General features: G+C 46.5%; 14 protein-coding genes. All 14 read left to right on the forward strand.

All coding sequences use genetic code 11. The annotated features are described in order from the left end of the window. Positions 1 to 42 precede the first annotated feature (42 nt). Positions 43 to 1,617, forward strand: a complete 1,575-nt coding sequence (locus tag ADS79_RS04315; RefSeq protein ID WP_049737198.1) for a PucR family transcriptional regulator — start codon at positions 43 to 45, stop codon at positions 1,615 to 1,617. Between the two features lie 375 nt (positions 1,618 to 1,992). Continuing rightward, positions 1,993 to 3,603: an OPT/YSL family transporter gene (locus ADS79_RS04320; protein WP_049737199.1), complete on the forward strand. Its 1,611-nt coding sequence runs from the start codon at positions 1,993 to 1,995 to the stop codon at positions 3,601 to 3,603. A gap of 23 nt (positions 3,604 to 3,626) precedes the next feature. Then, positions 3,627 to 4,688 (forward strand): DUF917 domain-containing protein, encoded by a 1,062-nt coding sequence (locus tag ADS79_RS04325; protein ID WP_049737200.1) that lies wholly within the window; start codon positions 3,627 to 3,629, stop codon positions 4,686 to 4,688. Between the two features lie 62 nt (positions 4,689 to 4,750). Continuing rightward, entirely contained in the window at positions 4,751 to 5,695 is a 945-nt protein-coding gene (locus ADS79_RS04330) for a DUF1177 domain-containing protein (RefSeq protein WP_049737201.1), read from the forward strand. 79 nt (positions 5,696 to 5,774) lie between these two features. Further along, positions 5,775 to 6,446 (forward strand): AroM family protein, encoded by a 672-nt coding sequence (locus ADS79_RS04335; protein ID WP_049737202.1) that lies wholly within the window; start codon positions 5,775 to 5,777, stop codon positions 6,444 to 6,446. Between the two features lie 97 nt (positions 6,447 to 6,543). After that, positions 6,544 to 6,852: a hypothetical protein gene (locus tag ADS79_RS04340; RefSeq protein WP_236699878.1), complete on the forward strand. Its 309-nt coding sequence runs from the start codon at positions 6,544 to 6,546 to the stop codon at positions 6,850 to 6,852. Between the two features lie 15 nt (positions 6,853 to 6,867). Beyond that, a complete protein-coding gene (locus ADS79_RS04345) occupies positions 6,868 to 8,355 on the forward strand; it encodes an amidase family protein (protein ID WP_141260906.1) in 1,488 nt (495 codons plus the stop codon). A gap of 165 nt (positions 8,356 to 8,520) precedes the next feature. Next, the gene (locus ADS79_RS04350; RefSeq protein WP_049737203.1) at positions 8,521 to 9,222 is read left to right on the forward strand and encodes a TerC family protein; all 702 of its coding nucleotides are present in this window, start codon (positions 8,521 to 8,523) and stop codon (positions 9,220 to 9,222) included. A 396-nt stretch (positions 9,223 to 9,618) separates the two neighbouring features. Further along, entirely contained in the window at positions 9,619 to 9,831 is a 213-nt protein-coding gene (locus tag ADS79_RS04355) for a hypothetical protein (RefSeq protein WP_049737204.1), read from the forward strand. 476 nt (positions 9,832 to 10,307) lie between these two features. After that, positions 10,308 to 11,291, forward strand: a complete 984-nt coding sequence (locus tag ADS79_RS04360; RefSeq protein WP_049737205.1) for a ubiquinol oxidase subunit II — start codon at positions 10,308 to 10,310, stop codon at positions 11,289 to 11,291. A 20-nt stretch (positions 11,292 to 11,311) separates the two neighbouring features. After that, complete coding sequence (locus ADS79_RS04365) at positions 11,312 to 13,282, forward strand: cbb3-type cytochrome c oxidase subunit I (RefSeq protein WP_049737206.1); 1,971 nt, start codon at positions 11,312 to 11,314, stop codon at positions 13,280 to 13,282. 8 nt (positions 13,283 to 13,290) lie between these two features. Continuing rightward, positions 13,291 to 13,902, forward strand: a complete 612-nt coding sequence (cyoC, locus tag ADS79_RS04370) for a cytochrome o ubiquinol oxidase subunit III (RefSeq protein ID WP_049738131.1) — start codon at positions 13,291 to 13,293, stop codon at positions 13,900 to 13,902. A 1-nt stretch (position 13,903) separates the two neighbouring features. Further along, entirely contained in the window at positions 13,904 to 14,221 is a 318-nt protein-coding gene (gene cyoD, locus ADS79_RS04375) for a cytochrome o ubiquinol oxidase subunit IV (RefSeq protein WP_049737207.1), read from the forward strand. Positions 14,222 to 14,341: 120 nt separating this feature from the next. Then, positions 14,342 to 14,866, forward strand: coding sequence for a GNAT family N-acetyltransferase (locus ADS79_RS04380; RefSeq protein WP_049737208.1), 525 nt, complete (start codon positions 14,342 to 14,344; stop codon positions 14,864 to 14,866). Positions 14,867 to 14,988 lie beyond the last annotated feature (122 nt).

The raw sequence follows: 14,988 nt of genomic DNA on the forward strand, positions 1-14,988 counted from the left end.
GGTAGCATCATGGAAAGAGTAAGAGTGATGAGGTGAGGAAAAGTGGAAAAAACCGAACATCCTCCATTAACGGTAGAGCGGCTTTTGCAACTGCCTGTTTTTCGTGGGGCCAAGGTGATGGCTGGACACGCTGGGATCAATAAAGAGATTTACTACATGACTTCGATGGAAATGCCTGATCTCACCGGGTTTCTCCGGCCAAACGAATTGATCATTACGACAGGCTACTCCGTACGCAATGAGCCTGCACTGATCAGTCGCCTCCTGGATGAAATGCATCAGACTGGCTGCTCGGCAATAGGAATAAAAACGAGAAAGGTCATCCAGGAAATCCCTCAAGAGGCCTTATACAAAAGCGAGCTCTATGGGATTCCGTTATTTGATATCCCGTTAGAAAATTCCTTTATTGATATGACCCATGCGGTTATTGACCAGATTCTCAATCGCCAGGCATTCATGCTGCGTGAGGTCAGGGAAGTGAACCAGCAGTTTACCAATTTGGTGTTAAATCGGCGGACGACAGAGCTGGTCGTTCTGATTGGTCATCTTCTATCCTGCGAGGTTGCCGTACTCAAAGAAAACGGTGAGATAGAGAGCTGTACTTCCCATTTTCAAGCAGCCGAGGTCCTGGTGAAGCGAGCGGTTCAGGTAGGAAGCAGAATCATGGGCCACATCGCTATTACCCGGGAATTAAAAGAACAGGATCGATTCGAGCAGATGTGTCTAGATCATGCTGTTACCGTATTGGCGATTGAATTTACGATTCGCCAGTCACAGCAGCTGCAGCGTGAACGCGAGCAGGAGTCTTTCATGGTAGAGCTGTTTTCTGGCTCTTCTCATCAGGAGGATTTGCTTCGGTATCGGGCGAAGCAGCTGGGGATATCACTGCGTGCCTTTTACTATGTCGTTATTGTTCGCATCACCGATAAGACTGGGCAGGATTTGAGCAGGCAGGAGGAACAGCACACTCTTTTATACAATCACTTTTTGCAAAAGATAAACAAGCCCGGGATGAATACGCGTAAAGGTGTTGTTATCAATGATTCGATGATTGTGCTGTGCTCTTCTGTCCATCAGGAAGTAGAAAAGCAGAGAGAGGATGCCGAAGCCCTGCTGCGGGAGCTGCTTTCTCATGAGGAGGAGCTTGTGGCGGATGTCCAGCTGACCGTAGGAATTGGGGGAGCTCGCCAAATGCTTGTTGAGGTTCCTGCTAGCAGTATGGAGGCACACAGGGCTTTATCTATCGGCCAGCACACGTTGCCCAAGCAAAGAATCGTTCATTTTTACGAGGTACTGGTGGAGGATTTGTTGTTGGATGCAGCGGGGCACCCGGTTTTGCAGATGCTGACCTCTATTTTGATCGAACCGATAGTCACGTACGACAAAGAATATGGCACGGAGCTGGTGGCTACACTGAGCGCCTTCCTCAAATCTGGTGGAAATACGAAACGGGTAGCCGAAGAGTTGTTCATCCACCGCAATTCTGTCTTGTATCGGTTAGAGCGGATCGGAGAAATTTTGCAAATAGACGTGAATGATCCTGAGGTGCGCTTTCGCCTGGATGTGGCGATGCGCGTATGGAAAACCAAGGGAGTCGACGTTCAATCGATTCAATAAAATCATGGGGTTTGTGATCGTGCCCAAAAAGGGGCGCGAAGTTTTGGGTCGCTTTCCATAGGGGAAAACGACTTTTTTTTGTACTATCAGAAAGTATAAAGAATTTAGGGAAGACAGTTTATATTCCCTGCGAGCATAGCAAAGCTTCGAAGTTTTCAGTTAATCGTGAAAAATCACGGAATGAAAGAACAGGAGTGATTGGGAGGAGGAGCAAATCATCAGATTTTATGCCGGTGATCCTGTATGCGCTTTCAGGTAAAAAGCGAATGATTTTTGCTTTCCGTAGCAATTATACAACTAGCTTAGTTGGATAGCTCCACCACGCGATCATTTCATTCTTTATTCAGCAAGTCTATTTACTAAGGAGGCGCTATTATGGCCAAAGAAAAGACTCCAAGAGAAAAACATCCCTCCGCATTTGAACCGTCGACATTGATTTTGAATATTGCCTTGTCTGTATTCGGGGCAATAATCGGGATGCAATTGATCACATCGCTCGGGGTTACGCCAAGCACCTCTATTATCGGGGCGATTGCAGCGATGCTGATTGCACGGGTTCCAATGGAAATCTTCTCAAAATATCGTTCGGTTCATCGCCAAAATCTTGTGCAAACTTCGATTTCCTCTGCCACATTCGGTGCAGCTAACAGCCTCTTGATTCCGATCGGGATTCCTTTTGCGATGGGGCATCAAGAGCTGATTGTGCCTATGCTGATTGGTGCGGGTCTAGCGATGTTTGTGGATACTGCTCTGTTGTACAAGCTGTTTGGCTCCAAGGTTTTTCCGGCGACAGGCACGTGGGCTCCGGGCGTTGCGACTGCGGAAGCGATTATTGCCGGGGACAAAGGCGGCAAGCGTGGCTTGCTGCTTGGTGTCGGCACAGTGATTGGCTTGGTAGGCTCGTATTTGGGAATCTCGATGTCCGCTTTTGGGGTTGCGTTCATCGGAAACATCTGGGCGCTGGCTATGTTCGGGGTTGGGCTTTTACTCCGTCAATACTCCACGCCACTCTTTCACATTGATCTGAATGCGTTGTACATTCCACACGGCTTTATGATTGGTGCGGGTATTGTCGCTTTGTTTCAAGTCGCGTTTGTCATTTTTAAAAAGAAAAAGCCAGCTGCTGTCGTGAATGGCTCTACGCAGCTGGAGGAAGAAAGCTTTACGCAAAGTGAAAAAACAACCTCGCGTATACTCGGCTTTGGATTCATCGCGTATCTCGTTGTGGCACTCATTGTTGCGGTGGCAGGTGGACTAATTACGCACATGTCCTTCGGTATGCTGATTGGCTTTTTGCTCTTTGCAGCGTTTGCCGCTTATGTTCATGAATTGATTGTTGGGATTGCCGCGATGCACTCTGGCTGGTTTCCTGCCTTTGCCATTGCGCTGATCACCTTGATTATTGGGATGATGATGGGCTTTCCACCAGTAGCACTTGGACTGCTCGTTGGATTTAGTGCTGCGACTGGACCTGCTTTTGCTGATATGGGCTACGATTTGAAAACGGGCTTTATTTTGCGGGGGAATGGTGCAGATGCAGCCTATGAGCTGGAAGGCCGCAAGCAGCAGTACTTTACTGGCCTGATTGCTTTTGGTGTAGCGTTGATTACGGTTGCATTCTCTTATCAAAGCTTCTTTTCCCAAGGCTTGATTCCACCAGTCGATGCGGTATATGCGAGCACGATCGAAGCGGGTACCTCCCCGGAAATCGCCAAGCAACTGCTGTTGTGGGCAATTCCAGGAGCGATTTTGCAGCTGGTTGGTGGAGCAAATCGACAAATGGGCGTCATGTTTGCTACCGGATTGTTGATTTTGAATCCATATGCCGGATTTGCTGTTCTGGCAGGGATTTTGATTCGCAGCATCGCGGTTAAAGTAAAAGGCAAGCAAGCAGAAAGCACACTGAGTATTCTCGCTGCCGGCTTTATCGCAGGTGATGCGATCTACAGCTTCTGTAACTCCTTGTTCAAATTCGCGAAAAAATAGACATCATTTGGAGGAGAAACGAAATGGCAAAAATAGCAATCACCAAATCCATGATGGAAGCAGCTGTATATGGAGGTGCCGTATTAGGCGGTGGCGGTGGCGGCTGGATAGAGGATGGCATGGAAACCGGCCGTCTGGCTCTCGAGGTCGGAACCCCATACTTGTATACAGCTGACGAAATGAATGATGAGGATTTGCTCGCTACTGTAGCATTAGTAGGGGCACCAGCAGCTGAAAATCAATTTGTGAAGCCCATGCATTACGTTCGTGCCTTGCAGCTTTTGGAAAGAACGATTGGGCAGCCAATCAAAGGGATCATTACGAATGAAAATGGTGCAGGAACGACTGTCAACGGTTGGTTCCAAGCAGCAGTGACCGGTTTGCCTGTCATTGACATGCCGTGTAATGGACGTGCCCATCCGACAGGCTCCATGGGAGCTATGAATCTGCATCAGGTAGAAGGTTACACTTCCCATCACGCAGCAGTCGGTGGCAAGGATGAGCTGTATCATGAAGTATGTGTCAGCGGACAATTGCAGCAGGCAGCAGGACTGGTTCGCAAGGTATCAGTTGAAGCAGGCGGCTTGGTTGTCGTAGCACGCAATCCGATCATGGTATCGTACGCACGAGAACATGGGGCAGCCGGAGCGATTCAGCAGGCGATTGAGGTAGGCGAGGCTTTGCTTGGAGCAAAAGGTGAGGCTGCTATCGAGGCAGTCTGCAAAAAGCTGGGCGGCCGTGTCGTGACAGTAGGTCAGGTGGATGAATTCGAGCTGACTACAGCAGGTGGATTTGACGTTGGTCGGGTCGTGATCAGCGGTCACGAAATGACCTTCTGGAACGAATATATGACGCTTGAGCAAAATGGAGAGAGACTGGGCACATTCCCTGACCTCATCATGACGCTCGATGCCCAAACAGCCAAACCGATTGTTTCGGCTGAGATTGAAAAGGGTCAAAAGATTGCGGTCATTCACGTACCAAAAGAAAAGCTCATCCTCAGCACAACCATGCACAATAAAGAGCTGCTTGCTGCAGTAGAGGGCGTTGTCAACAAGCCGATTCTCTCCCACATCTTTGGCTAAGATCGATTGACCTGCACTGCAAAAGAATCGACACCATCGCTGGCATCAAGGAGGAAACCAATATGTCGTTAATACAAACCATGACTGTATTTGAAGTAATGGATAGCGCTTATGTAAATGGAGAAGCGATCAAAAAACTGTTCGGTGATTATCCGGAAGTGATCGTGACATCTCAAACCGTGAGCGGAGAAGAAGGCAACACTGATTTTGTCAAAATACTTGTCCCCGGGAAAAACGGCAAATCGATTGGCGGCAGCGCCCCTACTTTCGGGATTATTGGCCGCTTGGGCGGCATTGGTGCACGTCCTAGCCGCATCGGGCTTGTATCTGATGCAGATGGAGCGATTGCGGCTGTAGCGTCCGCGTTGAAGCTTGCCGAGATGCAAAAAAATGGCGATGTGCTGGAAGGTGATGTGATCATCAGCACGCATATTTGCCCGAACGCACCAACACAGCCGCATGAGCCAGTTGATTTTATGGGCTCGCCCGTTGATATTTTGACCATGAACGAATACGAGGTCATTCCTGAGATGGAAGCAATCCTGTCTATTGATACGACAAAAGGAAACCGGATCATCAACCACAAAGGGATTGCCATCTCTCCAACCGTCAAGGAAGGCTATATTTTGCGAGTTAGTGAAGACTTACTGCGTATCATGGAGATGACAACGGGCAAGCTGCCTGTCACCTTCCCGATCACGCTGCAAGACATCACGCCATATGGAAATGATATTTTCCATGTGAATAGCATCCTTCAGCCTTCTGTCGCTACCAATGCGCCTGTAGTTGGGGTGGCGATCACCGCCGAAAGCGCTGTGCCAGGCTGTGGAACAGGTGCAAGTCACGAAACAGATATCGCACTTGCCGTAAAATTTGCAGTTGAGGTTGCTAAAGAATTTACGAATGGCATTACTCATTTTTATGACGCGGCCGAGTATGAGCATATTGTCGCTCGCTACGGTTCGATGAAAGTTTTTCAAACCATGGGCTTCGACACCGGTAAGTAAAACAAGCAGCAGGGAGAGGTTAGTTCTCCCTGCTTTTTTTACACCTAATTTCTGTAGCAAAGAAAAGGAGGTTTTCCTTATGAAGCAAGTAGGAATGATTACGATTGGTCAAGCTCCCCGCAAAGATGTAGCGCCGATTCTCGAGACACATCTGGCAGGGCGTGCTGAACTGACTCAAAGCGGTGTACTGGATGGGATGACGCTGGAGGCTATCAGACAAAATCTTGCGCCTGCACCAGGCGAGTATGTCCTAACCTCACGCTTGTCTGATGGAGAACAGGTTATCATGTCACGCGAACGTATCCAGCCCATTTTGCAGCAAAAGATCAGAGCTTTGGAGAGCTGTGGAATTCGGAATATTTTGCTTTTGTGCACCGGTGTATTCCCAGGACTGCAGACAGAGCATGCAGTCTTGTTTGAACCGGACCAAATGATTCCGCCAATTGTAGCTTTGCTGGCAAAAGGGCGTAGACTCGGTGTAATCGCTCCGCTGCATGAACAAGTGGGTGCATTGCGGGAAAAATATACACCCTATGGACTCGATCCCGTATTTGCTGTTGCTTCGCCGTTTCGGGTGGACAAGCAGGCGTATCAGGAAGCGCTAGAGCCGCTTAAGGATCAAGTCGATCTGCTGCTCATGGATTGCATGGGGTATTCGGAAGAAGCTCGTCAGCTCATGAGTGAGCTGTCTGGTATGCCCGTCATCCTGTCGACAGCTCTGATGGCAAAGCTGATCTCGGAAATGATCTAGGACAAATTGTTCTGTCCATAGTAAAGTGAAGGGAAGGGATACGTCTCCGATCGAACGAATACAGGAGAACAAAGAAAGAGGAAGGGGATTTATCATTTTGTCGAGCAGTCAGTCCATTCATCCAGAGTGCGCACAAGCCATACGACGTCTGATCCAGCTAAAAGATCCGAAAAGACAAGATTTTTTGGAGCTGAGAACGTATGGAACAGATCGGTATTCCGCTATGGGCTGGGACGAGCTTCAAGCCTATATTAATGAAACAACGGTAGTAATCGTGGAGCAATTCGAAAATGAACAAAATATTATGTCTGCCCTGCGTTGGGTAGCAAGGGGACTGCCCGTATGGCTCGCGATCCGAAAGGTGCGTGCGGATTACTCCGTATACGGGTATAAGGGGCAGAAGTAGGAGCGGGGTGTCTTTTTGGAAGCGAAAAGAAACAGCTGGATCATGGAAGCAGATATCACCAGTTTGCAGGCAGCTATGGAGGCAGGTACGCTTAGCTCAGAGCACATCATCGAAGCGTATTTAGAACGAATCAAGCAATTTGATGGCTTGCTTCGCTCTATTATCGAAATCAATCCGGAGGCACCAGCCATTGCCAAGGCATTGGATGCAGAGCGAGCACTGAAAGGAAGCCGCGGCCCATTGCATGGGATTCCGATTTTATTAAAGGATAATATCGAAACCGGCGATCAGATGCATACAAGTGCTGGCTCTGTGGCGCTTGCAGAGTGGAATGCTCCCGAGGATTCTGCTGTTGCCAAGCAGTTACGCTCAGCAGGAGCCGTTTTACTGGGAAAAGCGAATATGACAGAATGGGCCAATTATATGTCTACACAAATGTGGGCAGGCTACAGCTCCCGAGGAGGGCTTACCTTGAATCCATACGGGCCGGGCGAGCTTTTTGTCGGGGGCTCTAGCTCAGGCTCGGGAGTGGCTGTCGCTGCCAATCTTGTCACAGCAGCAATCGGTACTGAAACATCTGGCTCCATCATTAGTCCTGCCAGTCAAAATGGGATTGTTGGACTAAAGCCAACAGTAGGTCTTGTTAGCCAGTCTGGAATCATCCCGCTTACCCGCAGCCAAGATACTGCCGGACCGATGGCTAGAACTGTACAGGATGTAGCGATTGTATTGGGAGCATTGAATGAGATTGGCACGGATTATACGGAGTTTTTAGACGAATCCTTTTTGCAGCAAGCAAGAATCGGTATTCCACGTTATTATATGAAGCATTTGGATGAGGACAGATTGCGGATCGTGGAAGAAGCGATCGATGTGCTTAAAGAAAAAGGAGCGACAATTGTTGATCCTGTCACACTTCCCTGTGAGGATGTAGAGTGGGATTGGAATGTGCTGCGCTATGAATTCAAGTGCTACGTAAATGAATATTTGGCAACACTTCCAGAAACCGTACCTGTTCGCTCCCTGCAAGACGTCATTATCTATAATGAAAAGCATGCAGAAATCGCCCTAAAGTATGGACAGGACATACTGATTTGGTGCGAGCAAACAAGTGGTACGTTAACGGAAGCAGACTATGTGGAGAGTCTGCAACAAAACAAAGAGATGGCTGGCAAGCAAGGAATTGATCATGCTTTGTACGAGCATCGTTTGGACGCCCTACTATTTTTGGGGAATGAGAGTGGACCAGATCTTGCGGCGCGAGTGGGATATCCAGTGATTACCGTGCCGGGCGGGTATGCAGAAAACGGAGTAATCGCTCCTGGCGGATACATAACAAAGGGACCGCAGGGAATAACATTCGTAGGTGCGGCAAACAGTGAACCGACTTTGTTCAAAATAGCATTTGGCTATGAACAGGCAACCAAGCATAGAATATCGCCAGTATTGATGAAGCGATTGGATCATTTGAATACTAGTCAGGTAAAAAATGGATATAAATAAATAATTATTCGTTGATAATAATCTGTCTTTCCAGGCAGATTTTTTCTTTTTATCACACGCTATTTGTAAAGGAATTGAATATATTGCTGAAATTAATGATGCATTATGAAAATGAAAGGTCTATTATTTACAATACAAGTTCATTTATAGAAAGGATCTATCATCATGGCAGATTTTTTTCTTAGTTTATTGCAAATTATTATTGTGAATTTGGTCTTGAGTGGAGATAACGCGGTTGTGATTGCCCTTGCCTGTCGCAATCTCAACCCAGAGCTGCAAAAGAAGGCTGTTTTTTGGGGAAGCTTTGGCGCCATTGGACTTAGAGTGATTCTTACCGTTGTCGCCATTTGGTTGTTAAAAATTCCGTTTGTGCAAGTAGTGGGAGGGCTTTTGCTCATCTGGATTGCAATCAAGCTGCTGAAGGGTGAAGAGGAAGAAAGTCATATTGGCGGTGGCAGCAGTATGATGGAGGCTTTGAAGACGATTATTTTTGCCGACCTGATTATGAGTCTGGACAATGTAATTGCCGTAGCAGGAGCAGCCAATGGTAATCTGCTGTTGGTTATTATTGGACTCGCAATCAGCATTCCGTTGATTATTTGGGGGAGTCAGCTGCTAATGAAGCTGATGAATCGCTTTCCCATTATTGTTCTGTTGGGGGCAGCATTGCTCGGGTATACAGCAGGAGAAATGATTGTGGGAGACAAGGTTGTAGGAGCATTCCTGGAGGGAATCCTGCCAGCATTACATATTATTTTGCCGGTAGCATTGGCATTGATTGTCATCGCCGTTGGTAATTACCTCAAGCGTAAGGCAGAGAAAGCAAGGGAAAATAAAATCGGACAGGACGAGCCTGAAATCCTGTAAGCAGAAATACCAAACACCAAAGACCACTGTTGTTGGACATGCCCTACATGTGTATGTCTAATGGCAGGTGGTCTTTTTTTACACGTAAACGAATTTCCTTTTCCCTGCCTTCTCCTATGACTGGATCATGCTGGTATCCGCCTATTTCCGGGATTCTCTTCACAGAAGAATGGCGTAGGATGTGACGAAAAGAAATTGTTTAACAAAGTATTTTTGACGTTTTCACATTTGAGACACAAAGGGAAATTGTAACAAGTGCTATTTCAATAGGTTTACGTAAAAAGTTTTGACAATTTTTTAATAAAAATTTGAACAAAACGTGACCAACAAATGAATTTTGTGTTACAATATAGCTATCAGATGAAATGAAATCTTAAGTGACGGGGGTCATGATATATGAATAACGAGAAAAAAGCAGCAGATATGCTCAAATGGATGGCTTGGACGACAACCATCATCGGCGCTTTGTTAATGGCATTCAGTGTAAGCGATTTCAGATCGGAAAATTTCACATTGATGGTTTCGATCGGTTTCCTGATCGCAGGTATGAACATTTTCCTCTTGAGCACAGTGTTCCGCCTGATGAACATTCGCAAACAACAAGTGTAACTGCGATGAATACAAAACCATAAGCAAACCTCTCATGCTAGAAATACATGGGAGGTTTTTTTGTTGTGAATGAGTGGGTATGAAGGACGCAAAGAGAAGATGTAAGCGTTCCAATTACTATAGAAGAAACTAGGGAGCCTTAGGGTGACAGCCTTTTAGAGGGATTTGTCTCTAAGGGCTTTTTTTATATATAGTGAAAGCGTTTTATTAATTTTGCGGAATTGGGCATATCGGCCAATTATGGTTACGGATGTGTATTAGAGGAGATTCGTAACAATATTATGATCAACTCGTGACTGCCATGTGAACACTTTGTCACAGAAATACTACGAAATAATGAACGTGCAAAAAAACAAGTACAAAAGAGGCTTCTCTCTGATAGTATGTAAATGCGATTAGGAGATGTGTTCACCTATATTGAAAAAAACGAAAAGAGTTACATGTTTTCTGCTTGTGAAAGAGGAGGGATTAGGAGAATGAGTGGAGGAAAAATGCTGAGGCAAATCCAGTTTTGGATCTTGGCAGCGCTAGCAACCGTCCTGCTTTCGGGATGTGGTAGTGAATATCTTGTCTTGAATCCTAAAGGACCGGTAGCCGAGACGCAGTACAATCTCATCATTATTTCTACGATTTTGTGCGCGGTCATCATCATTCCGGTTCTTGCGCTTACCGCTTTTATTGTATATCGCTATAGGGATACGCCAGGCAATAAAGCACCGTACAAGCCGGAATGGGCACATAACACGGCGCTTGAGGTAATCTGGTGGGGAATCCCAGTGGTTATTATTGCGATCCTGGGTTACTTTACCGTTCGAGATGTTTATGTCTTAAAAGAATCTCCTAATAAAGAAGTTGCACCAATGACTATTCAAGTTACGGCATTGGATTGGAAATGGATGTTTACTTATCCGGATCAAAACATCGCGACAGTTAACTACCTAGAGATTCCTGCTGGAGTTCCGATTCACTTCCAAGTGTCTGCAGAAGCTCCGATGAACTCTTTCTGGGTACCAGAGCTGGGTGGTCAAATTTACGCGATGGCGGGAATGGCTACTGAGCTGTACTTACAAGCAGATAAACCAGGTGAGTTCCAAGGCTTTAGCTCTAACTTCTCTGGAAAAGACTTTGCTCATATGCAGTTCAAGGTGGTTGCCAAACCACAAGATGAGTTCAATAAGTGGGTGGATGAAGTAAAAGGTACGACTCCAGCCATGTCTAAAGAAGATTACAATGAATTGAAAAAGCCTGGATTGACTGAGAAGAAGCTGTACTCCGCTTTCCCAGAAGGCTTGTTTGAAGAAATTCTTGCTCGATACAGCCATGGTCATGATATGCACCATGTTATGCAAAAACAACCTGCCGAGGCAGATGATAAGTCAACAGAAACATCTAGTGAAACACATCAAATGTCTGATATGAGCAGTATGCCGGGTATGGATCACTCCGGTATGAAGCATTAGAGAGGGAGGAGGAATACCAAGTGTGGGAGAACATTAAGGAATTTGCATCCACGTTCTTTGTAACTGGTGACCCGCTAATTTACGGTGCGGACGTTTCGATTGCCCTTACCATGATCGCAATCGTGTTTGTACTAACGAAGTATAAAAAATGGGGTTGGCTGTGGCGCGAATGGCTGACTACGGTTGACCATAAACGTATCGGTATCATGTACTTGATCGCATCACTCTTGATGCTGTTCCGCGGTGGGGTCGACGCCCTGCTGATGCGTTTACAGCTGGCATTCCCGAATATGGAGTTTTTACATTCGGAGCACTACAATGCCATCTTTACAACTCACGGTACGATCATGATTTTGTTCATGGCGATGCCGATGATGTTTGGTTTGTTCAACATGGTAGTTCCGCTTCAATTAGGTGCGCGTGACGTAGCGTATCCTTTCCTGAACGCACTTAGCTTCTGGCTGTTCATGCTTGGTGCGATGCTGTTCAACCTTTCGTTCGTAATTGGTGGATCTCCAGAAGCTGGTTGGTTGTCTTATCCACCGTTGTCACAAAATGATTTCAGTCCAGGACCAGGACAAAACTTCTGGATCTGGGGTATTCAGATTTCTGGTATCGGTAGTTTGGCTACGGGGATTAACTTCATCGTAACCATCCTGAAAATGCGTGCTCCTGGCATGAAATTGTCTCAAATGCCATTGTTCAGCTGGTCTGTATTGTCTTCCAGCATCATGATCATCTTTGCTTTCCCGATCTTGACTGTAACAATCGCACTGTTGTTCCTTGACCGTTTTGCAGGCGCCCACTTCTTTACAATGGACGGCGGCGGAAATCCGATGATGTATTTGAACCTCATCTGGATGTGGGGTCACCCTGAGGTATATATCGTTGTTGTACCAGCATTTGGTATCTTCTCTGAGGTTGTAGCAACCTTCTCGCGTAAAAAGATTTTCGGTTACAAATCCATGGTTTGGGCATTGATGGCGATTGCCGTTGCGTCCTTCTTTACATGGGCTCACCACTTCTTCACCATGGGTACTAGTGCAAGTGTTATTGCATTCTTTGCGATATCGACGATGGTCATTGCGATTCCGACCGGGGTTAAGGTATTTAACTGGTTGTTTACGATGTTCCGTGGTCGGATATCCTTTAAACAACCAATGCTGTGGACTATCGCTTTTATCCCTTGCTTCCTCGTAGGTGGAGCGACAGGGGTTATGCTTGCGGTAGCACCGGCAGACTATCAGTATCACAATAGTTACTTCCTGATTGCCCACTTCCACCAAGTGTTGATCGGTGGTGTAGTGTTCGGTTACCTGGCAGGTATTTACTACTGGTGGCCAAAACTGTTCGGCTTCAAGCTCGATGAGAAATTGGGCAAATGGGGCTTCTGGTTCTGGAATATCGGTTTCTATGTATGCTTCATGCCACAATACGCACTCGGCTTCATGGGTATGACTCGCCGTTACTATACGTACGGCTGGGATCGCGGTTGGGCAGATATGAACCTGGTTTCTACTGTCGGTGCTTTCATGATGGGGATCGGTTTCATCTTCCAAGTATGGCAAATTGCTTACAGCATCAAGCATGGGGAGCGCGACAAAACAGGTGACCCATGGAATGGACGTACACTGGAATGGTCGATTCCATCGCCAGCTCCGTTTTATAACTTCGCTGTCGTACCAACTGTGAAAGACTCTGACGATTGGTGGGCAACGAAACAAGCGAAAGCAAATGGTACGTATAAAGAAGAACCTGTGCATCTGGAGCCAATCCACATGCCGAAAAACTCGGGCATACCGTTTATCATGTCGCTGTTCTGGTTCATGGTCGGATTTGGCTTCACGTTCGGATGGGTTTGGATTGCAGTAATTGGATTCATTGGAGTGTTTGCGTGCATGTGGGTACGTTCCTTCCAATATGATACGGATTATTATGTACCGGTGGATGAAGTGCGACGCACCGAGGCTTCACTGGGGAGGGTATTGTAATGCAACAGATGGCTAAGCATCACGACCATGGTCACGGACATGACCATGACCATGGTCATGAAGAGCATGAACAACTAAAGGTTCTAGGGTTCTGGATCTTTGTTGTTACGGACTGCATTCTGTTCGGTTCGCTGTTTGCCACCTATGCGGTAATGATGCATAGCTTTGCTGGTGGGCCGACTGCTAAAGAATTGTTTGAGCTTCCTGGGATTATCGCTTCCACCTTTATCTTGCTGACAAGTAGCTTTACCAGTGGTTTGGCTGTCCTGGCAATGAACAAAGGCAAAGTAAAAGAAATGATCGCGTGGCTGGCTGTAACAGCTGTCCTCGGTCTGTCCTTCGTAGTGCTGGAGATTAACGAGTTTACGCATTTGATGCATGAAGGAGCAACTATGGCCACTAGTGGTTTCTGGTCCGCTTTCTTCACGCTGGTTGGTACGCACGGATTGCACGTATCCGTTGGTTTGTTCTGGATGGTAGCACTGATGATTCAGCTGAAACGCCGCGGAATCACACCAGTTACTCGCCGCAAAGTAACCAACCTGAGCTTGTACTGGCACTTCCTTGACGTAGTGTGGATCTTCCTCTTCACAGTCGTCTATCTGATGGGGGTGATGTAAGATGACGCAACATGAAAATCATGGAGATCATCACAATCATGGTTCGTTGAAGTCGTACGTAATTGGTTTCATCCTGTCGATTGTGCTCACCATTATTCCATTGGTGCTAGTCATGAATCAGATGATGAGTAAAACAGCTACGCTGATTACCATCATGGTGATGGCCATCTTGCAATTCGTGATTCAGCTGTTCTTCTTCATGCATATCCGCGAGGGAGAAAAGCCGCGTTACAACGTACAGACCTTGATCCTGGGGCTTGTGATTGTTTTGACAATCGTGCTTGGTTCCATTTGGATCATGACCTTTAACAAATACTAAAATAAGTTCAAAACCTCTCGGGGCAATCCCGAGAGGTTTTTTGCTGTTCGTTGCTTGATAGCGCTCGGATAGCATGGTAAGATGTACAAAATTTCCAGAGGGAAAACGGGGAGTGGGAGTATGGAGGAGCAGCTGCAATTGGTGAAGCCTACGAGCGAATACTACGAAGAATATCTTTCTTATTATGAGGAATGGAAACATAGCAAAGAGCAGATTGTTCCATGGGTAGTGGACAAAGATCCATACGACTTTGCAGCGTACTTGCATTTTTTGGAGAGCGAGAAAGATGAGAGCCTACTACCACACGACTTTGTGCCGCATTCTACGTACTGGCTCAGAAGAGGGGACGGGAGAATTGTGGGTGCAGTCAATATTCGTCATCGGTTAAATGAGCGCTTGCTACGGGTAGGAGGCCACATCGGTTACGGGATCAGACCATCGGAGAGACAAAAAGGCTATGCCACAGCTATTCTGGCTCAGTCATTGGAAAAAACAAGAGAGCTGGGGCTGGAAAAGGTTTTGGTCGTCTGTGACAGCTGGAACACGGCGTCGGAAAAAACGATTTTGAAAAACGGTGGTGTGCTGGAATCTGATTATACAGAGGAAGATGGCAACGTGGTAAGAAGATATTGGATCGAGCTGTAAGCAAACAAAAAGAGGGAGGCTTCTCACCGAGGTTTCTCTCTTTATTCGTTTTGATAATAGGCGGTAAATAATTATATAAATATTCTTTATATTCAGAATTATACTCTTGCCTATTTATTACG

The organism is Brevibacillus reuszeri (assembly GCF_001187725.1).
Taxonomy (GTDB): domain Bacteria; phylum Bacillota; class Bacilli; order Brevibacillales; family Brevibacillaceae; genus Brevibacillus; species Brevibacillus reuszeri.